The sequence below is a fragment of the Mesorhizobium sp. CNPSo 4684 genome (assembly GCF_057784315.1).
Genome location: NZ_JBWLUX010000001.1, coordinates 219626 through 241505, shown reverse-complemented (window position 1 = coordinate 241505; position 21880 = coordinate 219626). Strand labels below are relative to the sequence as shown.

Sequence of the window (21880 nt, the reverse complement as noted above, 5' to 3'; positions counted from 1 at the left end):
CCATTTGCCGGCCTAACACTTGCAAGTCACCGCCTGGATTACCGGCTGGCAAAGCTCCGGGGTACCGTTGCAGCAATCCTCCATGAGGTAAGCAAGCAAGTCGCGAAAACCGGTCATGTCGGCGACATAGCGAATGGTGCGCCCCTCGCGCTCGGCGCGGACCAGCCCGGCATGGCCAAGTATTTTCAGATGCGCCGACATGGTGTTCTGGACGATGCTTAGGCGCGATGCGACCTCGCCGGCGGGCACGCCTTCAGCGCCGGCCCGAACCAGCAGCCGGAAAACCTCCAGCCTTGTATCCTGGCCAAGCGCCGCAAGCGCGAGAAGGGCGGTCTCTTTGTCCACGTATCCATAAATCCAGATTTATCGTCGTGTAGCCAAGGCGTATGACATTTAGATGACATTCAGGAAACCGGATCGATCGTTGGACCTGAACCGTGCGCGTCTACCAATTCCGCCATCATGGCATGCGGCTAGCCGCTAAGCAGAGCCCAAGCGGCATTGGATCCCTCATCCCAGAGCCAAAGGACCGTGTCCATGGCTCCTGTCCGCCAAAGTTTCGATGACCCGGCATTCCGCCACTCTGCCGCAAGCGCATTCATCGACCATGCGTGTCAGTTCAAGTCGCAGGGCGTTGAGGCTCGCGATCCTGCTCTCGACTTCCGCCAGCCGGGCCTTGGCGATCGCATCAGCTGTCGCGCAAGATTGCTCCGGGTTGTCCTGAAGCGACAGCAGCGCGCGAATGGCTTCGACTTCAAAGCCGAGCTCGCGGGAGTGCCTGATAAAAGCCAGCCTTGAAACGGCGGCTTTCTCGTACCGTCTCTGCTGCCCTTCGGTGCGCGGCGGCACCGGCAGCAGCCCGATCTGCTCATAGTAGCGGATGGTGGGGACTTTCACCGCCGTTCGGCGCGAAAGTTCGCCGATTGAGAAATCCATAAGAAACCTCTTGAACCTCTAGTGGCTAGAGGAACTAAGGTGATCGCAAGCATGGAGATTTTCAATGGCTGACGATTGCTGCGCCCACGAAACAACGACCTGCGCTGGCCCGCCTCCCTTGGTGCTGCCTGCCAGGACCGACAGGGCAGAAGCGGCAGGTCATGGAGCGCCGAACGCATCATGCTGCTCGGGCGGAGTGGCTGTTTTTGACGGCATGGACGTTCGATACAAGCGGGTGCTTTGGGCGGTCATTGCGATCAACGGCGCGATGTTCCTCACCGAGATGGTCGCCGGCCAGCTCGCCGGCTCGCAAGCGCTCAAGGCCGACGCCCTGGATTTCCTCGCCGATACCGTCACCTATGGCCTGAGCCTCGCCGTGATCGGTGCAACCCTGCAAACACGTGCGACCGCGGCCTTGTTCAAGGGGCTGTCTCTGTTCGTCATGGCGCTGTGGGTGTTCGCTTCGACGGTCTACCAGACCTTGATCCTCGGTGTCCCAAGTGCGGAGGTCATGGGGGTCATCGGCTTCATGGCGCTGGCTGCAAACCTTGGCTCCGTGCTGCTGCTGCGCCCCTATAAGGACGGGGATGCAAATGTCCGCTCGGTCTGGCTTTGCTCGCGCAATGACGCCATCGGCAATGTGGTGGTGATGGCTGCCGCCGTAGGAGTCTGGCGCACAGCCACCGCTTGGCCGGATCTTGTCGTCGCCGCGCTGATGGCGGGAATATTCCTGACCTCGTCCGTCCAGATCCTGAGACAGGCCTGGGTTGAGTACAGCCAGAGCCGCCAGCTTGCTGCCGCGGAATAACAAAAAAGCCCGGACGAACCGGGCTTTTTTTGAACGACGATTGATGCGCCCAGCGGGCTCAATCAAACCATCACCAGTCCTCCTTCGCCAAGGCTTCGGAGGACGCTCCTTCGTCTAACGACTTCGGGTGGCCTGCCACCCGAAGCTCGAAGAGCGAAGGGTGGTGCCCAGAAGAGGACTCGAACCTCCACTCCTTGCGGAACACGGACCTGAACCGTGCGCGTCTACCAATTCCGCCATCTGGGCTGGTGCGGGCTCATGTAAGCGGGCAAGCGACAGGTGTCAACGCGCTTTTTCAGAGCATGATCCCGAAAAGTGGGAACCGGTTTTCGGAAAAGATCATGCTCAATCAAGAAACGCCTGCGGCGACGCGCCGGCTCAGCCTTCCAGCACGTCCTTCGACGCCACGGTGGAATCGGCGTTGAGCTTGTAGATCACCGGCACGCCGGTGCCGAGCTCGAGCTTGACGATCTCCTCGCCGCTCTTGCCGTCCAGCGCCATGATCAGCGCCCTGAGCGAATTGCCGTGCGCTGCGACCAGCACCGTGCCGCCCCTCAGCACATGCGACTGCATGTCGTGCAGATAGTACGGCCAGACGCGGGCGCCGGTGTCCTTCAGGCTTTCGCCGCCGGGCGGCGGGACGTCGTAGGAGCGGCGCCAGATGTGCACCTGCTCTTCGCCCCACTTCTTGCGCGCGTCGTCCTTGTTGAGGCCGGAGAGGTCACCATAGTCGCGCTCGTTCAGCGCCTGGTCGCGGATCGTCTTGAGGTCGCTCTGGCCGACGGCGTCGAGAATGTGCTGGCAGGTCTTTTGCGCCCGGATCAGCGCCGAGGTGAAGGCGATGTCGAATTTCATGCCGCGCGCCTTGAGCTTCGCACCGGCTTCCTTGGCCTCCCTGTGGCCCTGCTCGGTCAGGTCGACATCGCGCCAGCCGGTGAACAGGTTCTTCAGGTTCCATTCGCTCTGGCCGTGGCGCACGAGCACGAGAGTTCCCGACATGTTTGCTCCTTCGAGTTTGTGGATGGGTCTGAGCAATTCCAGGAAAAGTGTGTAGCGGTTTTCCGTCCGGAATTGCGTAAGAAAAATAGATGCCTCAGCTCAGGCCGAGCACGTCCCGCATCGAATACAGTCCAGGCTTCTTCGCGCGAGCCCAAAGCGCCGCCTTCACAGCACCGCGGGCAAAGATCGCGCGGTCCTCGGCATGATGCGACAGGGTGATGCGCTCGCCGGTGCCGGCCAGGATCACGCTGTGGTCGCCGACCACCGAGCCGCCACGCAAGCTGGCGAAACCGATCGTTCCAGGTTTGCGCACGCCGGTATGGCCGTCGCGCGCGCGCACATCGTTGCCGGCAAGCGCAATACCGCGTCCCGCCGCCGCCGCTTCGCCGAGCAGCAAGGCGGTGCCTGACGGCGCGTCGACCTTGTGCTTATGGTGCATTTCGAGGATCTCGATGTCGAAATCGTCGGCGTCGAGCGCGCGCGCCGCTTGTTCCACCAGCACTGCCAGCAGATTGACGCCGAGGCTCATATTGCCGGATTTGACGATTGTCGCGTGGCGTGCCGCGGCTTCGATCTTGGCGTTGTCTTCCGCCGAACAGCCGGTGGTGCCGATGACATGGGCAATGCGCGCCTGCGCGGCGTAGCCGGCGAACTCGACGGTAGCGGCCGGAGCGGTGAAATCGAGCACGCCGTCGGCTTTGGCGAACACCGGCAGCGGGTCGTCTGAGATCGTCACATTGATGATGCCGATGCCGGCGAGCTCGCCCGCATCCTTGCCTAGATAGGGCGATCCGGCGCGCTCGACCGCGCCGACGACGCGCGCGCCGGGGATCGAATGGATGGCGCGGATCAGCGTCTGGCCCATGCGGCCGGCCGCCCCCACCACCACCAGGCCCATATCGCCGGATTCGCTCATACGGTCCTCCCCAACACCTTCTTTCCACGCGAGCGCGGCAGCGGAGTTTGGATTGGCTTGGCGTCGTCGACAAGCCCCAGCCCCTTCTTGCCCTGCACGCGGTGGAAGCGGGCGTAGACGCTGTGCGGATCGGCCATCAGCGAGGCGTGCGTGCCTTCCTCGACCAGCCGGCCCTGCTCCATGACGATGATGTGGTCGGCATTGACCACGGTAGACAGACGGTGCGCGATCACGATGGTGGTGCGGCCGGCCATGACGTGGGTGAGCGCTTCCTGGACGCGGGCTTCGGCCTCGTTGTCGAGCGCCGAGGTCGCTTCGTCGAGCAGCAGGATCGGCGCGTTACGCACGATAGCGCGAGCGATCGAGACGCGCTGGCGCTGGCCGCCCGACAGCGTCGCGCCGCTTTCGCCGACCGGCGTGTCGTAGCCTTGCGGCTGCTGGCGGATGAAGTCGTCGGCCGCGGCCTGGATCGCCGCCTGCTCGATCTCGGCATCGGTGGCCGAAAGCCGGCCATACCTGATGTTGTCGCGGATGGTGCCTTCGAATAGATAGGGCGACTGCGAGACATAGGCGATCGAACTTCGCAGCGAGTGTTTGGTGACTTTGGAAATGTCCTGGCCGTCGATTTCGATCGTGCCTGCATCGACATCGTAAAAACGCTGCAGCAGCGCCACCAGCGTCGTCTTGCCGGCGCCCGAAGCGCCGACGATGGCTGTCATCTTGCCGGCGGCGGCGGTAAAGCTCAGATCCTGCAACACCGGCACTTCCTCGACATAGCGGAATGACACGTTGTTGAACCGCACGGCGCCGGTGGTGAAATGCGCCTCTGTGGCGCCTGGCGCGTCGCCCTGCTTCGGCTCGCGGTCGAGCAACTCGTAGATCATGCGCGCATTGACCAGCGCTCGCTCCATCGAGACCTGCATGCGCGCCAGACGTCGCGCCGGGTCATAGGCCAGGATCAGCGCGGTGATGAACGAAAACACCGCGCCCGGCGGCTGGCCGAGGACCAGTGCCCGATAGCCGGAATAACCGATGACCGCGGTCACTGCGAGGCCGGCCAGCATGTCGGAAATCGGCGACAGCCGTTCCGAAACGCGGGCGATCTTGTTGCTGCGCTGTTCGGCGCTGGCGGCGAGGTCGCCGATGCGGCGCGACAGCTCCTCCTCCATGGTGAAGGCCTTGACGATGGCGATGCCTTGCGTGGCCTCCTGCACGGCCCCGATCAGCCGGGAATTGATAAGCACGGATTCCCGGTTGATCTTGCGTACCCGGCGCGTGATGTAGACGACGGCCCAGATCAGCGGCGGTCCGATCAGCAGTGAACTCAGCGACAGCACCGGATCCTGGTAAATCATGACGCCGACAAGGCCGACCAGCGTGACGGCGTCGCGGGTGATCGAGACGATGGTCAACGACAAAAGGTCGCGAATGCCGCCGACATTCTCATTGACCTGCGCCGCCAGCCGGCCCGAACGCGTGTCGTTGAAGAAGTCGACGCCGAGCTTCATCAGATGATCGAAGATGCGTCTCTGGTAGCGCGCCACCAGATTGTTGCCGATCGTGGCCAGCGCCACCGCCTGGCCGTAGCCGGCGAAGCCGCGGATCATGAAGGCGCCCATGAAACCGGCGCAGATCCACAAGACGGCGCCACCCTGCCGTTCGTAGAAGATCTGGTTGACCATCGGCGCCATGATCCAGGCGCTGAAGGCCGTCGTGGCCGAAACCAGCAGCGAACAGATGATGGCGACGGCATAGTGCCAGCGATAGTCGCGGCTGTTTTCAGCCAGGATACGGCGCAGCACCGCCGAGACCTCGGTCGGCCGCACCTTCACTCTGTTTGGGCTTTGAAGTGTCAAATCTGCAGCGCTTCGTCGGTTTCCTGGGTAGAGCGGGCTGAATTTGGCCCCCTCTTAGCGCCCCGGCTACGGCTTGCCTATGGCGAAACTTCGTCGCGGCCGGGATCGCAGCCTGAAACGGGCCCAAGGAAAGGCAAAGCGGATCACGCCCGCCAGCGCCGCCCCGCGGTCTGGACGCCGAACAGCGACGGGTTGCGGGCATAGGCGGCGAGCCCGAGAAGGGCTGCCAGCGGGTGGGTGATGACATAGACCGGCATCGTGCGCATCAGCGCGCTGTGCGGCGCCTTGTCCTCGAAGGCGGCGCGGAAATTGCCTTCCTTCAGAGCCGGCACGATCTTTTGCGCGATGCCTCCGGTCAAAAACACGCCGCCGCGGCTCATGAACACCAGCGCCAGGTCGCCTGCGGTGCGGCCGAGGCAAGTGACGAACAGCGCCAGCGCTTCCTCGGCGACGGCATCGGTCTTCGCCAGTGCCGCCCCGGTGATTTCGGCCGGCGTGGTGAAGGGAGAAGGTTTTCCGTCGGCCTTGGCCACCGCCCGGTAGACATTGACCAGGCCGCGCCCGCAGAGGATCTGTTCGCCTGAAATGCGCCCTTCGAGCTTCTCGATATGCGGGAACACCTCGAAATCGCGTGGTGTGCGCGGCCCGATATCCATATGGCCGCCTTCGCCGGGCACCGGTATCCAGTGGTTGAGCGCATGGACCAGCCCGGCGACGCCGAGCCCTGTGCCGGGGCCGAGCACGACGCGCCCGGCATTCTCCTCCGGCGTGCCGCCGCCGATCTTTTCCATATGCTCTTCGCCGAGCGCCACGACGGCCAGCGCCTGCGCCTCGAAATCGTTGAGCACGACGATGTCGCTCAGGCCCAGATTGGAAAACATCTGCTTCGGCTTCACCACCCAGGGACAGTTGGTGAGCGGGATCTCGTCGCCATCGACCGGCCCGGCGATCGCCAGCACCGCCGAATTCGGCCGGATGGACGAGCGGTCGAGCACCGCCGCCTGGATCGCCTCGTCGATGGTGTTGAAATTGGCCGTCTGCACGATCTGCGGCTCGCCGGCTTCCGAATTCGCATCGAGCACGATCGAAAAGCGCGCATTGGTGCCGCCGATATCGCCGATCAACACTGGAAACCGCAACGCTGCGTCGTCGTCGCCTGACATGCTCTTGATCGTCCCCTTTGCGACGCCGTTGCGCCCGTTTCAATCGATTGACTAGCGCATGACCCAGGAAAGGGGAAGCGTCAGGTCGCCTTTACTGTCCGACGTTTGCCGGCGGCCGTCGCCTCGGCAGGGGAATGCCGATCTCCGGCGTCGCGGTGTAGGCGTTAGCGGCGCTTGGCAGGCCCGCCGCGTTGCCGTTGATGGGCGGCAAAGGCGCATCAGGTTCGGGCGCCCTGGCCGCGATCGGCACGCCGCCGCCGCGATAGGTGACGGCTTCAACCGAGTCGGCATCGGGCTGGTCGAGCACGAACTGGCATTGTTTCGGCAGGTTCGCCATCGTCATCACGTCGCGCGCCTTGGGCGCGTCCGGGTTCTTGTTGGGCCTCCACGGCTCCGCGGTGAACCACCAGGCCAGCGGCTTGCCGCAGCCGTCATCGTCTGGTGTCGCTTCCTGTCCCTTGCAGTTGGGCGAGCCCGGCTGGCAGCCGATACGGATATGGAAATGATAGTCATGGCCCCAGAACGGCCGGATCTTGCGCAGCCAGGAACGGTCGCCGGTGACGGTGTCGCAAAGCTTCTTCTTGATGCCGGGATTGACCAGGATGCGCTCGACTTCCCGATAGCTTGCCGCACGCTTCAGCAGCTGCGTGTGCATCGGCTTCCACAGCCTGTCCTTCACCAGATGCGTCTTGTCGTCGACCATCAGCGTGGCGCTGATGTTTTCGCGCTCCTGGGTCGTGAGCTTGCGGTCGGGCATCGGCGTCAGCCAGATGTCGGCGTCGAGCCCGATCTGGTGCGAGGCATGCCCGGTCAGCATCGGCCCGCCGCGCGGCTGCGAGATATCGCCGATCAGAAGCCCCGGCCAGCCGTCGGCGGCGGCATCGCGCGACAGTTTCTCGATCAGCGCGATCATCGTCGGATGGCCCCAGCGGCGGTTGCGCGATGGTCGCATCACCTCCCAGTTCTGACCATCCATCGGAATGGCGACGCCGCCGGTGAAGCAGCCCTTGGAATAGAAGCCGAAGGATTGCGCCGCGGCCACCGCCGGTAGTTTCTTGGCGCCGAACAGGTCTTTTGCCCTGGGCTCGGCCGTGATTGCGCCCGCCACCAGTCCGGCCAGCGCCACGATCGCCAGCGCCGCCGTCAGGAACGGCCGCCTGCCGGGCAAGGATCGCATCGAAATCGTCATGAGCCCCCTCTGCTGCAGGCCGCTTATTCAAGCGAATCATAGCACGCCCGGCGCCGCGTTTCGATTATCTACCCTTGATCGGGCTGCGCGGCTCGCCATCGCGCCAGCTCCCGTCAGCCCACATCTGGTCGAATGCCTGGCGGTAGTCCGGAAAGCGGAACCGATAGCCGGCCGCCTTGATCGCTGTGTTGGCGACGCGCTTGTTCTCGCCATAGAAAGACCGCGCCATGGGCGAAAGTTGGGCAGTCTCGAAAGGAATTTCGGGCGGCGGTTCGACGCCCATCAGCGAAGCGGCATAGGTGACGACATCCTGCGGCGGCGCCGGCTCGTCATCGGTTACGTTGAAAATGCCGCCCGTATTGCCGTCGACGAGATGCCACAGCGCACCGGCAATGTCGTCGCAATGGATACGGTTGAACACCTGGCCGGGCTTGACCAGCCGCCGCGCGGTGCCGTTCTCCAGATTGACCAGCGCATTGCGACCCGGCCCGTAAATGCCGGAAAGCCGCAGGATAGCCACCGGCTTGCCGATCTCGCGGCCAAGCTCCAGCCAATCCTGCTCGGCCGCCACGCGCATCACCGAGCGCTTCGACACCGGCCGGCATGCCGCCGTCTCGTCGACCCAGCCGCCGCCATAGTCGCCATAGACACCGACGGTGGAGAGGTAGCCGATCCAGCCAAGGGCGGGCATCGCTGTTATCGCCAGGCGCGCGGCGTTGAGCACCGGGTCGCCGGCCTCCTCCGGCGCCACGGAGACGATCAGATGCGTGGTATTCTCCAGCGCCTCGCCAGCCTCAGGCGTCAGCGCGCCGTCGAACAGTAGCGGCGCGATGCCAGCCTGCTTCAGTGATTCGAGTTTTTCAGGCGAGCGCGAGGTGCCGAAAACCGTCGCCTTTTCCTCGTTGGCACGGGCAAACGCCTTGCCCGAATAGCCGGCGCCGAAGATGAAGATCTGCTTTTCGCTCATGCATCCGCCTCAATCGGCAGCGCGGACAGCCATTCGTCGCGCACTGTCGTGTTGGTTTCGGTTTTCGAGTAGGCGGCGGCCAGCTCGGCAAATTCCGCGACCGGCACCAGCCGCGCCAGCGCCCAGATGGCCGCGCCACGCACCAGCGGCGAGGCATCGTCCAGCAAAACGCGCACCGAACTGGCCAGCGAAACATCGCCGGAATTGCCGGCTGCGATCAGCACGTTACGGACAAAGCGGTCGCGGCCGATGCGTTTGACCGGCGAGCCGGAGAAGAAAGACCGGAACGCCGCGTCGTCCAGCTGCAACAGCTCCCCCAGCACCGGCTCGCGTAATTCGTCGCGCGCGGCGAGTTTTGCTTCGGAAGCGGCGCGGGCGAACTTGTTCCACGGGCAGGCGGCTAGGCAATCGTCGCAGCCATAGATGCGGTTGCCGATCTTTTCGCGGAATTCGTGCGGGATCGGGCCCTTGTTCTCAATGGTGAGGTAGGAGATGCAGCGCCTGGCATCGAGCCGATATGGCGCCGGAAAGGCATCGGTCGGGCAGGCGTCGAGGCAGGCGCGGCAGGAGCCGCAATGGTCTACCTCGGCTGCATCGGGCGCCAATTCCGCCGTGGTGAAGATGGTGCCGAGGAACAGCCACGAGCCGTGCTCGCGGCTGACCAGATTGGTGTGCTTGCCTTGCCAGCCGAGCCCGGCGGCCTCGGCCAGCGGCTTTTCCATCACCGGTGCGGTGTCGACGAACACCTTCACGTCGCCGCCGGCCCGCGCCACGATCTTGCCGGCAATCTCCTTCAGCCTTCCCTTCATCACCTCGTGATAGTCGCGGTTCTGCGCATAGACCGAGATCGCGCCGCGGTCGCGCCTTGCTTGCAGCGCACGCGGATCATGGTCGGGGCCGTAATTCATCGCCAGCACGATGATCGAGCGTACTTCGGGCCACAGCGTCGACGGTTCGCTGCGCCGCTCGAGTGTCTCGGCGATCCAAGCCATCGATCCATGAAAACCATCGGCGACGAATTCGGCGAGCCGTCCCGGCGCAAGCGGGATCGAGTCAGGCGTGGTGACGGCCACCGCATCGAAGCCGGCGCGCCGCGCCTCCGCGTCGATCAGCGCGCGCAGGGTTTCGCGTTTAGAAGTCGAGGTCCGCATAATGCGACACCGGCGACAGGCCGCGCACCCGGTCGGAGAGCAGCGGCCGGAAGGATGGCCGCGATTTCACCCGCGTGTACCATTCGCGCGCCGCGGCATGCTCGCGCCAGTCGATCTCGCCGAGATAATCCAGCACCGACAGCGTCGCGGCCGCTGCCAGGTCGGCATAGGTGACCTTGCTGCCGGCCAGCCAATGACGGGTGCCTGCCAGCCAATTGGTATATTTCATGTGCTGGCGGATGTTGGCGCGCGCGGCCCGGATCGCGCCAGAATCGGGCGAACCGCCGCCCGCCGTCTCCGGCATGATCGGCTTCAGCACCCGTTCGCGCACGAGATGCCTGGTCACTTCGCTCTCGGCCTTGTTGAGATACCAGTCGGTCAGCCGGCGGATCTCGGCGCGCTGCATCGGGTCTTCGGCAAACAGGCGCTTGTCGCGCTTCAGCACACCGCGCGTCTCGTCGAGATATTCGGCAATCACCATGGCGCCGACGATCGGCACGTCGCCCTCGGCAAGCAGGATCGGCAAGGTGCCGGCCGGGTTCAGCGCCAGGAACTCCTTGCGCCGCGTCCACGGTTTTTCCTCGATCAGCGCCAGCTCCTCGCCATACTCGCCAAAGGCGAGGCGAACGAAGCGGCAGGTGGCAAACATCGGGTGATGGAAAAGCGTCAGCATGGTTCCGCGATAATTCAGCGCACTGGCGAATCGCAGGGCGCACCGGTAAGTCTTGGCGGCCCGTCATGCGGCCGTCACGGTATTGCGACCTATAGGGGGACTTCCGCGCCGTGACAAGCAAGCCCTTTTGCAAGCCGTTTCCTTCCGTCACTTGAATGCCGAGGTTGCCATGGATAGCCACACCTTTGTCGAAGCCCTGCTGCTCGGCCTGCTCGAGGGGCTGACCGAGTTCATCCCGGTGTCCTCCACCGGCCATATCCTGCTTGCCGGCCATTTCCTCGGCTTCCATTCCACAGGCAAGGCCTTCGAGATCCTGATCCAGCTCGGCGCCATCCTGGCGATCCTCAGCGTCTATTTCCGCCGCCTGTGGCAGATGCTGCTCGACCTACCGCATGACCGGCTGACGCGGCATTTCGTCCTCGGCATCCTGATCGCCTTCCTGCCGGCGGCCATCATCGGCGCGCTGGCGCATGATTTCATCAAGACCATCCTGTTCGAATCGCCGCGGCTGATCTGCATCATGCTGGTCATCGGCGGCGTCGTGCTGCTGGCGGTCGACCGCATGAACCTCAAGCCCGTCTACCGCGACGTCGAACGTTTCCCGACCCGGCTCTATCTGCAGATCGGCCTGTTCCAGTGCCTGTCGCTGATCCCCGGCACGTCGCGCTCCGGCTCGACCATCGTCGGCGCGCTGCTTCTGGGCGTCGACAAGCGCGCGGCGGCGGAATTCTCCTTCTTCCTTGCCATCCCGACCATGGTCGGCGCCTTCGCCTTCGACCTGTTCAAGAACCGCAATGTGCTGACCACGGCCGACTTGCCGATCATCGCCATCGGCTTCGTCGCCGCCTTCGTCGCCGCGCTGATCGTCGTCCGCTTCCTGCTCGATTACGTCTCGCGCAACGGCTACTCGCTGTTCGGCTGGTGGCGCCTGGTGGTGGGTGGTGTGGGCTTGGTGGCGTTGATGATTTGGGGGTGAGGAGTGGTCCGCGAAGCGGACGGAAAGCCAATTGCTTGGCTTTCCGAACGACGAACGCCCTGAGCCAGCGAAGGGCGAGCGACGCCTGTCACTAGCCCCTCAACTCCTCCCATAAAACGCATTCTCCACGTGCACCGGCCAGCGCCAGGGCAGCACCGCCACCATGTCGAATCGCATCGACAGCTTTCCGTAATCCGGCTGCCGCGACAGCCAGATGTCGGCGGCGCCCTCGATGCGGCGCTCGGATTCATGGCCGATCGCCTCCATCGCTTCCATCAGCGTGCGCCGCGCCTTGACCTCGACGAACAGCACGAGGTCACCGCGCCTGGCGATCAAGTCGATTTCACCGAAGCGCGTGCGATGGCGGCGCGCAAGGATGCGGTAGCCCTTCAGCATCAGCGCCGCTGCTGCCAGCCACTCGCCGCGATGGCCGCGCCGATAGGCCTTTTGGCGGCTGGCGCTCGGGCGCTCAGCCACCTTCGCCTTCTCCAGCGGCATCCCTGAGCTCAAGCAGCCGCCGGTACAGCGCCTGCTTCTGCCCGCCGGTCATCTTCGCCGCTTCCGCCGCAGCCTTGGAGGCCGGCATTTCGGCGGCCAGCGACAGAAGCAGCCGGTCGATGTCGGCGGGTTGGTCGGCCTTGACCTCGGCGGGGCCGACACAGATGACGATCTCGCCCTTCGGCGTGTCGGCCGCCGCATAGTGGTCGGCCAGCGCCCGCAACGTACCGGTGCGCATCTCCTCAAAGGTCTTGGTCAGCTCGCGGCCGATGGCTGCCTTGCGCTCGCCACCCAGCGCCTCGACCATGGCAGCCAGCGTTTCGGCCAGCCGGCGTGGCGATTCGAAGAAGATCAGCGTCGTCGGCACCGCCCTGAAGGTTTCGAGCTTGGTCAGCCGCTGCCCTGATTTCACCGGCAAGAACCCGGCAAACAGGAAGGCGTCGGACGGCAGGCCCGACGCCGTCAACGCCGCCAGCGGCGCCGACGGACCCGGGATCGGCACGACGCGCAGGCCGCGCTCCTGCGCCTCGCCGACCAGCCGGTAGCCCGGATCGGAGATCAGCGGCGTGCCGGCATCGGAAATCAGCGCCACACTCTGCCCGGCCTCAAGCGCTGCGATCAGCTTCGGCCCGGCCTCGCCGGCATTGTGCTCGTGATAGGCGGTGGTGCGGCGGCGGATGCCGTAGCGGTCGAGCAGCACGCGCGAGACGCGGGTATCCTCGCAGGCGACAATGTCGGCGGCGGCCAGCGTTTCCAGCGCGCGCAGCGTGATGTCGGCGAGATTGCCGATCGGCGTCGCCACCAGATAGAGCGCCGGCTCGAGCGGTCGGGCCGGCATCTCGGTCTGGCCGATCACATAGCTGCGTTTTTCGCCGGTCACCGCTCACTCTCCGTTCAGCCCTGTTTGGCACGGCGCAGGCGCGGTTGCAAAAGCCCGGCGTCCCGCCTCAACCTGACCGCCCCAAACCTGACGCCGATGTAATCCGGCCGCCATGTCTTTGCCATAGTGGGGAACGAAACCGTGGCCGGCGGATTGAATACCTGAGTCTCTTGAGGAGGAGGACAGGATGGACAGCCTCAAATTGCAGGACGTTTTCGAGCCCTACTATGCCGGGCGCAACCGCGTGCCCGTGCCAAAGGACAAGCGTCTGCTCGCCAAGAGCGAGACCAGCCTGACCAGGCGGGCCACCACCCCCTTGCCGACGAATGTCAGGCTTTCCGACAATCAGCCCCAGCCAAGCAGCACGACGGAGCACTGACCGGACGATGCCCAATCGCTTCGATATCTTCATCACCCGTCTTGAAACCAAGAGCGCCAGAGAAGGCGTGCCGCCGCATCCGATGAACGACCAGCACAGCGTCCGCCGCGACAAGGCCGACGCCAAGCCGGCCCGACCCGGCAACGCGCATGCCGCAAAGGACCGTGGCAAGCGCCGCTTCAAGCACGACGCTTGATCCCACAGACCTTTGCGGTTGGGCGAGACGGTTGATCCTTCGTCATCCTATGGCGAAGCAAGGAGCGTAGCGACGCGGCGCAGACCATAGGATCCATGCCGTGACATCAAAGCGTCGCAACGGTCCAGAATTCTGTTCTGCCGAATTCCTAGGCTAAGGTCGCGGCATGGATCCTCGGGTCAAGCCCGAGGATGACGAAGGCGTGGATGCCAACGCCCCGCATCTTGTTCAACCGAGATACCGCGAAACGCGCACCTCCAACAGACGCACCAGTTCCGGGTCCATGAATTCATAGTCATCAGGGATGTCGAGGCAGACCACCCGCGCCTTCTTCAGGCTCGCCTTGAATTTCTTCTGCAATTTGGTGCGGTGCGCCTTTTCCATGACGAAGATGATGTCGGCCCACGCCACCAGTTCATGCGTCAGCGGCGTGTCGGCATCGTGATTGGTGCCGGCCGACTCAACCTCGATGTCCCTGCGCTTGGAAAACACCTGCTCGGCAGTCGGGCTGCGCAAACGATTCTGGCTGCAGACAAAGAGGACGTTCCTCAAGAGTTTCCATCTTTAGTTATTGGCTATTGCCCTGGCTAGAAACCCAAACTGCGCTCCGCCGCGTGCAATTACTCATCCCATATCTCTCGTATCGATTTTGTCAGAGGGATGTACTGATCAATAGTAAGTCCATAAAGATCGAATTCTATAGAATCATCCTTGGCGATCGCTCTAAGCCTGATGCCGATGAAGGTGATAAAGCTGGTTACGACGCTGAATTCACTCAGATTGGCTGTCTTTCCCTTGGTGAGAACTTTTCCGTTCTTGATAAAAATTACTTCTGCCTCATAGAAATCTTCGTCTTTCGACGGTTTAGAGATCTCGCCCAGTCCAAACTCGAACACATCATCAGTGTTCAATGTCCGCAGCGTCTCGTGGATCAGGAACTTCATCGCAGGACCATCTGGATACGGCGCGGGCACGCCTTCGGTTCAACAAGCCGAACTTCTAGCATCCTTACTGGAGCCGATAAATCGTCCACCACAGACTAGCCACTTGGCCTGTGGGCTTACCGCGCCAGATCCGCCACCACGGCGTCGAGCACGATCATGCCGGCCGGCGTGGCGCGCAGCCTGGCGTTGCCGATAGGCGCCACCAGCCCCTCGTCCTGCAGCACCGACAGCCGCGCGCTGGACAGGCCGCGCCCGGAAAACGCCTCGTAGCGGGTAAGGTCGATGCCTTCAGCGAGCCTGAGCCCCATCAGCAGGAACTCGTCGGCCTCCTCCGAACGCGTCAAGACTTCGCCGCCGGTGACGCCATGGCCCTTGGCCTCGACCAGATTGGCCCAGGTCTCCGGCATCCGCTCGGCGATGGTGACGGTGCGGTGGCCGTTCTCGATGAAACGGCCATGCGCGCCCGGCCCGACGCCGACATATTCGCCATAGCGCCAGTAGGTCAGATTGTGCCGGCTCTCGGCGCCCGGCCTGGCGTGGTTGGAAATCTCGTAAGCCGGCAAACCATGCGCTGCGGTCACCTCTTGCGTCAGCGCGTAGAGATCGGCTGCCCGGTCATTGTCGGGAATGGTGAATTTGTGCGCGGCATGCAGGGCGTGGAACGGCGTGCCTTCCTCGATGGTCAGCTGGTAGAGCGACAGATGGTCGGCGGCGTGGTCGATCGCCTGTTCGAGCTCCGCCTGCCAGGCGTCCAGCGTCTGGCCGGGACGGGCATAGATCAGATCGAAGGAAAGCCGCGGAAAAATCTCACGCGCCAGCCCGATGGCATGCACTGCTTCCTCGACATTGTGCAGCCGGCCAAGGAAGCGCAAATCCTTGTCGTTCAGCGCCTGCACGCCGAGCGACACCCGGTTGACGCCGGCGGTGCGGTAGCCGCGAAAACGCTCGGCCTCGACCGAGGACGGATTGGCTTCCAGCGTCACCTCGATGCCATCGGGCACGGTCCAGTTCTTGGCCACGGCGTCGAGCACCGCCGCCACCGTCTGGGGCTGCATCAGCGACGGCGTGCCGCCGCCGAGAAAGATGCTGGTCACTTCGCGCGGCCCGGTGCGCCCGCGCATCGTCGCGAGCTCGGTCTCGAAGGCGCGGGCAAAACGCTGCTGATCGACCGGCTGGTGGCGGACATGGCTGTTGAAGTCGCAATACGGGCATTTGGCCGCGCAGAACGGCCAATGGATGTAGACGCCGAAGCCCGGGCTGCGGTCCAGCGGCATCTCAGGCCGAACCAAGTCTGGCGCGGGCGAATTTCTGGAAGGCGCGGGCGCGGTGCGACAGCGCCGTTGGCTGGCCGGGCTTCCAGCCATGCTTCTCCTCGGCGCTCATCTCGCCGAACGTCTTGTCGAAACCGTCAGGCAGGAAAACCGGGTCGTAGCCGAAGCCGAGCTCGCCGCGCGGCGGCCACACCAGCGTTCCCTCGGCCTCGCCGCGATAATATTCGGCTTCGCCGTCTGGGAAGGCGAGGCAGATGACGGCGACAAAGCGGCCTGTTCGTTGCTTGGGCTCGGCCGCGCCGACCTCCTGCAGCGCCACTTCGGTGCGCTGCATGGCCATGCCGAAATCGCGAGTGCCTCCCGGGGTTTCGGCCCAGTTAGCGGTGTAGACGCCGGGTGCGCCGTCGAGCGCGTCGACGCAGAGGCCCGAATCGTCCGACAGCGCCGGCAGGCCGGTGGCTTTAGCCGCCGCAAAAGCCTTGATATAGGCATTTTCCTCGAAGGTGGTGCCGGTCTCGTCCGGTTCCGGCAAGCCGTAGTCCTTGGCCGACTTCGCCTCGAAGCCGAACGGACCCATCAGATCGGCGAATTCGCGCAGTTTGCCTGCATTGTGGCTGGCGACGACGATCTTTTTTCCATCGAGAGAATGCATCAAAGGCCCCAGATCCGTGGCTCGGCGAATTCGATCGAATTGCCCGAGGGGTCGCGTATGTAGATCGAACGCCCGCCTTGCGGCCATTCGAATTCGCTTTCGATGGCGATGTTTTTCGCCTCAAGCTGCGCCTTCCAGCGCCCGAGTTCATCCGCGCTCGCCGCAAAGCACAGATGCCCCTCGCCGACCGTGCCGTGCGGCGGCACTTTCAGCCGCGCATCCGGCGCCGGCGGCACTTTGGTCGCCTCGGCGTTGAAGATCAGCAAAACGCCGGCGCCGCAGCGGAAGAAGAGATGGCGGCCGTCGACCTTGCCGAGGAGGTCGAGGCCGAGCACATCGCGGTAGAAGGTTTCTGCGGCCGCAAGATCGGTGACGTAGAGAGCGGATTCCAAAATAGCAGAGGGAGTCACGAGGCACCCCCCACTGCCCTGCCGGGCATCTTCCCCGCAAGGGGGGAGATTGGCAGTTCCGCTGGCAGCGTCTCAACGTTGATGGTTGGCGAAAACGGTAGCGACCTCTGATCTCCCCCCTTGCGGGGGAGATGGCCGGCAGGCCAGAGGGGGGTGTGAAGGATCGCCGACGTCATCGCAGTAAATTCAATCAGGCCACAGCCATCTGCTGCAAACTCACCAACCTTTGGATGCCCTTCTTGGCCAGACCCATCAGCTCCGCGAACTGCCCTTCGGAGAAAGGCTCGCCCTCGGCGGTGCCCTGGATCTCGACGATGCCACCCTTGCCGGTCATGACGAAATTGGCGTCGGTGCCGGCCGACGAATCCTCGATATAGTCGAGATCGATGACCGGCTGGCCGTCATGGATGCCGCAGGAAATCGCCGCGACATGGTCTTTCAGCACTTTGGCAACGCTGGCCATCTGCCGTGCTTCCATCCAGCGCAGGCAATCGTAGAGCGCCACCCAGCCGCCGGTGATCGAAGCCGTGCGGGTGCCGCCATCGGCCTGGATGACATCGCAGTCGACGGTGATCTGCTGTTCGCCCAGCGCCTGCAGGTCGACGACCGCGCGCAGCGAACGGCCGATCAGCCGCTGGATCTCCAGCGTGCGGCCGCCTTGTTTGCCGGCAGAAGCTTCACGGCGCATGCGTTCGCCGGTCGAGCGCGGCAGCATGCCGTATTCAGCCGTCACCCAGCCCTTGCCGGAATTGCGCATCCAGCCCGGCACCTTTTCCTCCAGGCTCGCCGTGCACAGAACATGCGTGTCGCCGAATTTCACCAGGCACGAGCCTTCGGCGTGTTTGGACACGCCGCGCTCGAAGGAGATAGCGCGCATTTCGTCGGCTTGGCGTTTGGAGGGGCGCATCGAGGCCTCTTTCTGTTCTTTTTGCGGTTGCGTGGGCGGCTTGTAGACGCATGCAGCCCATGGCGCAAAGGAAAATGGCCGCAAACGCGGCGCCGTGACCGCATACGGCATGGGGCGATCGCAAGAGCGACGCCGCTGGCCGCAAACGCGGCAGCGGGCGATCTGGAACAGGCGCCGCTGACCGCAAGTGCGGCAGCGGGTTGCGCAGGGGCGAAGGAAGTCTATATCCTTTAGCCGGAGGTTTTTGGCCCGAATGACCAAGGCAGTCACCGAACCCAGTCTGCTGGCACCCGCGCTGCAGTCGCTCGACATGCGCTCGCGCGACATTTTCCGGCGCATCGTTGATTCCTACCTCAAGGATGGTGAGCCTGTGGGATCGCGCAGCCTGTCGCGCATCCTGCCGTCGTCGCTGTCGCCGGCCACCATCCGCAATGTGATGAGCGATCTCGAACATCTCGGCCTGATCTATGCCCCGCACATCTCGGCCGGGCGGCTGCCGACACAGGCGGGCCTGCGTTTCTTTGTCGATGCCTTCATGGAGCTCGGCGATCTTTCCGACGAGGAACGCCGCGTCATCGAGGCGCAGGTGCGCGCCTCCGGCTCGGGCGCGACGCTGGAACACATGCTGACCGAGGCCAGCCAGATGCTGTCGGGCATGTCGCGCGGCGCCGGCCTGGTGCTGGCCACCAAGAACGAGGTGGCGCTGAAGCACATCGAGTTCATCCAGCTTGAGCCGACCAAGGCGCTGGCCGTGATGGTGTCGCAGAACGGCGATGTCGAGAACCGTGTCGTCGACCTGCCGGCCGGCATCACCGTCTCGCAGCTGCACGAAGCCTCCAACTTCCTAAACGCCCATATCAGGGGCCGCACGCTCGCCGAGGCGCGCATCGAGATCGCCCGTATCAAGGACGAGACCAGGGCCGCCCTCGACACGCTGTCGCAGGATCTCGTCGAAAAAGGCCTGGCGGTGTGGGCGGGCGCCGACAGCGGCCTGCCGGCGCGTCTCATCGTGCGCGGCCGCGCCAATCTGCTCGAAAATGTCACCGCCCACGCCGACATCGAATTGCTCAGGCACCTGTTCGAGGACCTGGAAACGCAGGACGGGCTGATCCAGCTGCTCGACCTCGCCGAGGACGGCCCCGGCGTGCGCATTTTCATCGGCTCGGAAAACAAGCTGTTTTCGCTCTCAGGCTCGTCGCTGGTGGTGGCGCCTTACCGCGACAAGGATGCCCGCGTCGTCGGCGCGCTCGGCGTCATCGGCCCTACCAGGCTGAATTATGCCCGCATCGTGCCCATGGTCGACTACACTGCCCAATTGATTACCCGGATGTTGAGATAAGTCCAAAGCCGGCATCACCGCAAAGGAGGGCGCAGAATGGCGCTTGAATCGTTCAAGGCCCAGATCAGTCTGCTGCTCGAGGAAATGGTCAACCAGCCCGAGGACGAGCACGAAATCCAGGAGCAGCTGCGCGAAAAACTTCGCGAAATGCGCGCCATGGGCCTGCCGCTGCCGGACGATCTCGTCGCGCTGGAAAAGCGGCTCGACGACGATCTCGACGTCGAGGAAGAGGACAGCTGACGGGTTTCGCTTGAATCTGCGCGCGCACGCTTCTCTTTTGTGGCGCTCGCGCGATATCTCTTCTTTGCATGACGCCCCGACCGGCGTGAATTCGAGGAGGACAGTATGATCCGGATTGCCGGCTTCGCGAGCCTTGCCCTGCTTGTGGCCACCAGTGCCTTCGCTCAGCAAGCCGATCAACCGCTGCTGACCGGCAAGGACGCTTTCGGCGACTGGAAGGCGGACAAACCGGGCGTGCGCCGGCTGATCAAGCCGCAGGACCTACAGGCGCCCTTTGTCACCGAATCCGCATCCAATGGTCCCGGCGTGGCGGAGAGGCCCGAAGGCGCCAATCCAGTTGTGCTGCCGGGTTTTACAGCGGAGCTTATCGCCTCCGGTATCGCCAACCCGCGCGTCGTTCGCGTTGCTCCGAATGGCGACCTGTTTGTTGCCAACAGCAACGACGACGAGATACGCGTTTATCGTCTCGGAAAGGGTAGCGCAAAACCCGTTCAGAAAGCGATCTTTGCCAGCAACCTGAGCCGACCCTACGGCATTGCCTTCTATCCACCGGGCGACAAGCCGCAGTGGGTCTATGTCGCCAACTCCGACAGCGTGGTGCGCTTCGCCTATCGCGACGGCGATCTGAAAGCCTCCGGTGAACCGGAGACGATTGTCTCCGGCATTCCCTCGGGCGGCCACTGGACTCGCGACATCGCCTTCTCGCCCGACAGCAAGACGCTTTATGTCTCGGTCGGCTCCGAATCGAATATCGCCGAGGGCATGGGGAAGGAACCGCGCGGCGGCCTCGACGCCTGGATCAAATCCATGCCTTCAGGTGCTGCCTGGGGCGAGGAGGACGGCCGCGCCGATGTGCTGGCCTTCGACCCCGATGGCAAGAATGGCCGCATCGTTGCCACTGGCCTGCGCAATTGTTCTGGCCTGACCGTTCAGCCGGCGACCGGTGCGCTGTGGTGCGTCGTCAACGAGCGCGACTCGCTCGGCGACAACATTCCGTTCGAATTCGCAACCACCGTAAAGGACGGCGCCTTCTACGGTTGGCCCTGGTACTATATCGGCAACAATGAGGATCCGCGCCGCAAGGGTGAGCGCCCCGACCTTGCCGGCAAGGCAACCATCCCCGACGTGCTGATGCAGGCGCATTCGGCGCCGCTCAACATCGTCTTCTATGACGGCGGCAATTTCCCGGCCGAGTATCGGGGCGATGCTTTCGTTGCCCTGCACGGGTCCTGGAACCGCGGCGTACGCACGGGCTACAAGGTGGTGCGACTGAAGTTCAAGGATGGCAAGCCGACCGGCGAATATGAGGATTTCATCACCGGCTTCGTCATTTCCAATGACTCCGTCTGGGGCCGGCCTGTCGGCGTCGCGGTGGCCAAAGACGGCGCGCTCATCCTCACCGAGGATGCCAACGGCACCATCTGGCGCATCACTCATGTCGACGGGCCTTCCTGAGCCCTTTGGTTTGGCAAAGAGCTGCCCCAGTGCACGTCCCGATGTATCGCCTTGGGATAGGTATGGATCACCTCGGCCGATGAGACGCGGTCGTCGAAACCGGTATCCCTGAGATTGAAGAGGCCGACCGAGCCGAAGGACTTCTTCGCCCCTTGCGCGAAGCGGCTGTCGCTGAAATCGTGTTCGTAGAGCGCCACCGTGACGTGACCGTCATTGAGCTTCGGCACGTAAACACTGCTGATCGTGTCGTTGGCGACGCCCAGCTGGTTGACGTTGAAGCGATAGACGTCCTGCACCATGCGCCGGGCCGCATTGCCGTTGATCATCCAGTATTCGCGGCGCGATGCGCGGTTCTGGTCGTCAAGCTTGAGCGCTGCCTTGCGGCCAAGCCCGAGCCAGTGCTCGAACACCATCACATTGGCGCCCCAGGGGTAGGGATAATTGGACTTGTCGACGATGCGCCGCACGCCGGTGTCGGGAATCTCATTGGTGTCGACATAGTCCAGCCATTGCAGCTGGAACGACGCTTCCACGTTGAGGTCGCTGTTGCGCGGATCGGAAGCAACGATGCGCCAGTCGGAAACCGGCGGATATTTGGTGTCGAGGTCGATGTAGAATCCGGCCTTGGCAGTGTCGTCGGGGTCCGGGGAGTCGCGCTCTAACGCGACAAGCCGCACCTCGAAACGGTTGTTGACGACCAGCGGATAGATCATCGGATGAACGGGGTGAGCGCCGGGGTTCCGGCTGTCGGTAAAGTACCCAGGCGCTGGGACGATATCGCTCGCGCCCTTGTCGAACAGGCTGAAGGCCTGCCGCCCCTCGAACCACAGATACCATTCCAGCTCGTAACCGCGCGCCTCGGAATAGGGCTTCCATTGCAGAAGCTGGATGTGAAGTCGTTTCGCTAGCATGGGCAGTTCCTGTCGGTGTAGCCGCGCAAGAGCGCAGCTATTAGGGATTGCAAGGTGCGGTGGGGCGGATGGGGGATAGCCGCTCTCCCACGGCGCGTAAGTGAACCATCTCTCGTTATCGGCCGTGCCCTGACGACCGTCCGACCTTGCTGGCGCAATCGAAT

26 protein-coding genes and 1 tRNA gene are annotated in these 21880 nt (G+C 63.8%); 7 read left to right on the top strand and 20 right to left on the bottom strand.

Annotated elements, in window-relative coordinates; genetic code table 11:
* Positions 1-12: 12 nt before the first annotated feature.
* Together AC04SG_RS01265 and AC04SG_RS01260 are read right to left on the bottom strand one after the other, a co-directional pair.
* Positions 13-345, bottom strand: a complete 333-nt coding sequence (locus tag AC04SG_RS01265; protein WP_488549596.1) for an ArsR/SmtB family transcription factor — start codon at positions 343-345, stop codon at positions 13-15.
* Between the two features lie 165 nt (positions 346-510).
* Positions 511-936 (bottom strand): MerR family transcriptional regulator, encoded by a 426-nt coding sequence (locus AC04SG_RS01260; protein ID WP_477344527.1) that lies wholly within the window; start codon positions 934-936, stop codon positions 511-513.
* 64 nt (positions 937-1000) lie between these two features.
* On the opposite strand from AC04SG_RS01260, the gene AC04SG_RS01255 reads away from it, so the two are divergent.
* Positions 1001-1744 (top strand): cation efflux transmembrane domain-containing protein, encoded by a 744-nt coding sequence (locus AC04SG_RS01255; RefSeq protein ID WP_488549595.1) that lies wholly within the window; start codon positions 1001-1003, stop codon positions 1742-1744.
* A 161-nt stretch (positions 1745-1905) separates the two neighbouring features.
* On the opposite strand, the gene AC04SG_RS01250 is transcribed toward AC04SG_RS01255, so the two are convergent.
* The 9 genes from AC04SG_RS01250 to AC04SG_RS01210 all read right to left on the bottom strand — a co-directional run bounded on the left by AC04SG_RS01250 (position 1906) and on the right by AC04SG_RS01210 (position 10658).
* Positions 1906-1990 (bottom strand) — tRNA-Leu (locus tag AC04SG_RS01250).
* A gap of 132 nt (positions 1991-2122) precedes the next feature.
* Positions 2123-2743: a 2,3-bisphosphoglycerate-dependent phosphoglycerate mutase gene (locus tag AC04SG_RS01245; protein ID WP_488549594.1), complete on the bottom strand. Its 621-nt coding sequence runs from the start codon at positions 2741-2743 to the stop codon at positions 2123-2125.
* A 94-nt stretch (positions 2744-2837) separates the two neighbouring features.
* On the bottom strand, positions 2838-3659 hold the full coding sequence (dapB, locus tag AC04SG_RS01240; RefSeq protein ID WP_488549593.1) for a 4-hydroxy-tetrahydrodipicolinate reductase: 822 nt from the start codon (positions 3657-3659) through the stop codon (positions 2838-2840).
* Positions 3656-5515, bottom strand: coding sequence for an ABC transporter ATP-binding protein (locus AC04SG_RS01235; protein WP_488549592.1), 1860 nt, complete (start codon positions 5513-5515; stop codon positions 3656-3658). The genes dapB and AC04SG_RS01235 overlap by 4 nt, the downstream gene beginning before the upstream one ends.
* A 143-nt stretch (positions 5516-5658) precedes the next feature.
* Positions 5659-6687 carry a glucokinase gene (locus AC04SG_RS01230; RefSeq protein WP_488549639.1) on the bottom strand — a complete coding sequence of 343 codons (1029 nt, stop codon included), beginning with the start codon at positions 6685-6687 and terminating at the stop codon, positions 5659-5661.
* Between the two features lie 82 nt (positions 6688-6769).
* A complete protein-coding gene (gene mepA / locus AC04SG_RS01225; protein WP_488549591.1) occupies positions 6770-7867 on the bottom strand; it encodes a penicillin-insensitive murein endopeptidase in 1098 nt (365 codons plus the stop codon).
* 64 nt (positions 7868-7931) lie between these two features.
* Positions 7932-8834, bottom strand: coding sequence for an SDR family oxidoreductase (locus tag AC04SG_RS01220; RefSeq protein ID WP_488549590.1), 903 nt, complete (start codon positions 8832-8834; stop codon positions 7932-7934).
* Entirely contained in the window at positions 8831-9985 is a 1155-nt protein-coding gene (queG, locus tag AC04SG_RS01215) for a tRNA epoxyqueuosine(34) reductase QueG (protein WP_488549589.1), read from the bottom strand. Before queG ends, AC04SG_RS01220 begins: the two co-directional genes overlap by 4 nt.
* On the bottom strand, positions 9966-10658 hold the full coding sequence (locus AC04SG_RS01210) for a glutathione S-transferase family protein (protein WP_112559120.1): 693 nt from the start codon (positions 10656-10658) through the stop codon (positions 9966-9968). The genes queG and AC04SG_RS01210 overlap by 20 nt, the downstream gene beginning before the upstream one ends.
* A 169-nt stretch (positions 10659-10827) precedes the next feature.
* Here AC04SG_RS01210 and AC04SG_RS01205 point away from each other — a divergent pair, with 169 nt between their 5' ends.
* Positions 10828-11634, top strand: a complete 807-nt coding sequence (locus AC04SG_RS01205) for an undecaprenyl-diphosphate phosphatase (RefSeq protein WP_488549588.1) — start codon at positions 10828-10830, stop codon at positions 11632-11634.
* A 99-nt stretch (positions 11635-11733) separates the two neighbouring features.
* Here the strand turns inward: AC04SG_RS01205 and AC04SG_RS01200 are convergent, their stop codons facing one another.
* Positions 11734-12111, bottom strand: coding sequence for a YraN family protein (locus AC04SG_RS01200; RefSeq protein WP_162739130.1), 378 nt, complete (start codon positions 12109-12111; stop codon positions 11734-11736).
* Positions 12104-13012, bottom strand: a complete 909-nt coding sequence (rsmI, locus tag AC04SG_RS01195) for a 16S rRNA (cytidine(1402)-2'-O)-methyltransferase (protein WP_488549587.1) — start codon at positions 13010-13012, stop codon at positions 12104-12106. Before rsmI ends, AC04SG_RS01200 begins: the two co-directional genes overlap by 8 nt.
* Positions 13013-13199: 187 nt before the next feature.
* On the opposite strand from rsmI, the gene AC04SG_RS01190 reads away from it, so the two are divergent.
* Positions 13200-13391, top strand: coding sequence for a hypothetical protein (locus AC04SG_RS01190; protein WP_488549586.1), 192 nt, complete (start codon positions 13200-13202; stop codon positions 13389-13391).
* Positions 13392-13398: 7 nt separating this feature from the next.
* On the top strand, positions 13399-13587 hold the full coding sequence (locus AC04SG_RS01185) for a hypothetical protein (RefSeq protein ID WP_488549585.1): 189 nt from the start codon (positions 13399-13401) through the stop codon (positions 13585-13587).
* A 228-nt stretch (positions 13588-13815) separates the two neighbouring features.
* On the opposite strand, the gene AC04SG_RS01180 is transcribed toward AC04SG_RS01185, so the two are convergent.
* From AC04SG_RS01180 to rph, 6 genes are all read right to left on the bottom strand, one after another.
* Positions 13816-14139: a low molecular weight protein tyrosine phosphatase family protein gene (locus AC04SG_RS01180; protein WP_488549584.1), complete on the bottom strand. Its 324-nt coding sequence runs from the start codon at positions 14137-14139 to the stop codon at positions 13816-13818.
* A 68-nt stretch (positions 14140-14207) separates the two neighbouring features.
* Positions 14208-14531 (bottom strand): hypothetical protein, encoded by a 324-nt coding sequence (locus tag AC04SG_RS01175; RefSeq protein WP_488549583.1) that lies wholly within the window; start codon positions 14529-14531, stop codon positions 14208-14210.
* 116 nt (positions 14532-14647) lie between these two features.
* A complete protein-coding gene (hemW, locus tag AC04SG_RS01170; RefSeq protein ID WP_488549582.1) occupies positions 14648-15805 on the bottom strand; it encodes a radical SAM family heme chaperone HemW in 1158 nt (385 codons plus the stop codon).
* A gap of 1 nt (position 15806) precedes the next feature.
* Entirely contained in the window at positions 15807-16454 is a 648-nt protein-coding gene (rdgB, locus tag AC04SG_RS01165) for an RdgB/HAM1 family non-canonical purine NTP pyrophosphatase (protein WP_488549581.1), read from the bottom strand.
* Positions 16454-16864, bottom strand: a complete 411-nt coding sequence (locus tag AC04SG_RS01160) for a VOC family protein (protein WP_488549580.1) — start codon at positions 16862-16864, stop codon at positions 16454-16456. The genes rdgB and AC04SG_RS01160 overlap by 1 nt, the downstream gene beginning before the upstream one ends.
* A gap of 190 nt (positions 16865-17054) precedes the next feature.
* Complete coding sequence (rph, locus tag AC04SG_RS01155; protein WP_023672052.1) at positions 17055-17771, bottom strand: ribonuclease PH; 717 nt, start codon at positions 17769-17771, stop codon at positions 17055-17057.
* Between the two features lie 253 nt (positions 17772-18024).
* On the opposite strand from rph, the gene hrcA reads away from it, so the two are divergent.
* The 3 genes from hrcA to AC04SG_RS01140 all read left to right on the top strand — a co-directional run bounded on the left by hrcA (position 18025) and on the right by AC04SG_RS01140 (position 20805).
* Positions 18025-19110: a heat-inducible transcriptional repressor HrcA gene (hrcA, locus tag AC04SG_RS01150; RefSeq protein WP_488549579.1), complete on the top strand. Its 1086-nt coding sequence runs from the start codon at positions 18025-18027 to the stop codon at positions 19108-19110.
* Positions 19111-19146: 36 nt separating this feature from the next.
* Positions 19147-19350: a hypothetical protein gene (locus tag AC04SG_RS01145; protein ID WP_192258685.1), complete on the top strand. Its 204-nt coding sequence runs from the start codon at positions 19147-19149 to the stop codon at positions 19348-19350.
* Positions 19351-19455: 105 nt separating this feature from the next.
* On the top strand, positions 19456-20805 hold the full coding sequence (locus AC04SG_RS01140; RefSeq protein ID WP_488549578.1) for a PQQ-dependent sugar dehydrogenase: 1350 nt from the start codon (positions 19456-19458) through the stop codon (positions 20803-20805).
* Here AC04SG_RS01140 and AC04SG_RS01135 read toward each other — a convergent pair.
* A complete protein-coding gene (locus AC04SG_RS01135) occupies positions 20784-21716 on the bottom strand; it encodes a hypothetical protein (RefSeq protein WP_488549577.1) in 933 nt (310 codons plus the stop codon). The two genes, AC04SG_RS01140 and AC04SG_RS01135, sit on opposite strands and share 22 nt — an antisense overlap.
* Positions 21717-21880: the final 164 nt, after the last annotated feature.

Excerpts from the sequence above, each read along its gene's own strand:
- AC04SG_RS01140 (WP_488549578.1), top strand. The coding sequence starts at position 19,456 with ATGATCCGGATTGCCGGCTTCGCGAGCCTTGCCCTGCTTGTGGCCACC.
- AC04SG_RS01210 (WP_112559120.1), bottom strand. The coding sequence starts at position 10,658 with ATGCTGACGCTTTTCCATCACCCGATGTTTGCCACCTGCCGCTTCGTT.
- hemW (WP_488549582.1), bottom strand. The coding sequence starts at position 15,805 with ATGCCGCTGGACCGCAGCCCGGGCTTCGGCGTCTACATCCATTGGCCG.
- AC04SG_RS01245 (WP_488549594.1), bottom strand. The coding sequence starts at position 2,743 with ATGTCGGGAACTCTCGTGCTCGTGCGCCACGGCCAGAGCGAATGGAAC.
- AC04SG_RS01135 (WP_488549577.1), bottom strand. The coding sequence starts at position 21,716 with ATGCTAGCGAAACGACTTCACATCCAGCTTCTGCAATGGAAGCCCTAT.
- AC04SG_RS01220 (WP_488549590.1), bottom strand. The coding sequence starts at position 8,834 with ATGAGCGAAAAGCAGATCTTCATCTTCGGCGCCGGCTATTCGGGCAAG.
- rph (WP_023672052.1), bottom strand. The coding sequence starts at position 17,771 with ATGCGCCCCTCCAAACGCCAAGCCGACGAAATGCGCGCTATCTCCTTC.
- AC04SG_RS01190 (WP_488549586.1), top strand. The coding sequence starts at position 13,200 with ATGGACAGCCTCAAATTGCAGGACGTTTTCGAGCCCTACTATGCCGGG.
- AC04SG_RS01185 (WP_488549585.1), top strand. The coding sequence starts at position 13,399 with ATGCCCAATCGCTTCGATATCTTCATCACCCGTCTTGAAACCAAGAGC.
- AC04SG_RS01145 (WP_192258685.1), top strand. The coding sequence starts at position 19,147 with ATGGCGCTTGAATCGTTCAAGGCCCAGATCAGTCTGCTGCTCGAGGAA.
- queG (WP_488549589.1), bottom strand. The coding sequence starts at position 9,985 with ATGCGGACCTCGACTTCTAAACGCGAAACCCTGCGCGCGCTGATCGAC.
- AC04SG_RS01255 (WP_488549595.1), top strand. The coding sequence starts at position 1,001 with ATGGCTGACGATTGCTGCGCCCACGAAACAACGACCTGCGCTGGCCCG.
- AC04SG_RS01260 (WP_477344527.1), bottom strand. The coding sequence starts at position 936 with ATGGATTTCTCAATCGGCGAACTTTCGCGCCGAACGGCGGTGAAAGTC.
- AC04SG_RS01175 (WP_488549583.1), bottom strand. The coding sequence starts at position 14,531 with ATGAAGTTCCTGATCCACGAGACGCTGCGGACATTGAACACTGATGAT.
- mepA (WP_488549591.1), bottom strand. The coding sequence starts at position 7,867 with ATGACGATTTCGATGCGATCCTTGCCCGGCAGGCGGCCGTTCCTGACG.
- dapB (WP_488549593.1), bottom strand. The coding sequence starts at position 3,659 with ATGAGCGAATCCGGCGATATGGGCCTGGTGGTGGTGGGGGCGGCCGGC.
- hrcA (WP_488549579.1), top strand. The coding sequence starts at position 18,025 with ATGACCAAGGCAGTCACCGAACCCAGTCTGCTGGCACCCGCGCTGCAG.
- rdgB (WP_488549581.1), bottom strand. The coding sequence starts at position 16,454 with ATGCATTCTCTCGATGGAAAAAAGATCGTCGTCGCCAGCCACAATGCA.
- AC04SG_RS01205 (WP_488549588.1), top strand. The coding sequence starts at position 10,828 with ATGGATAGCCACACCTTTGTCGAAGCCCTGCTGCTCGGCCTGCTCGAG.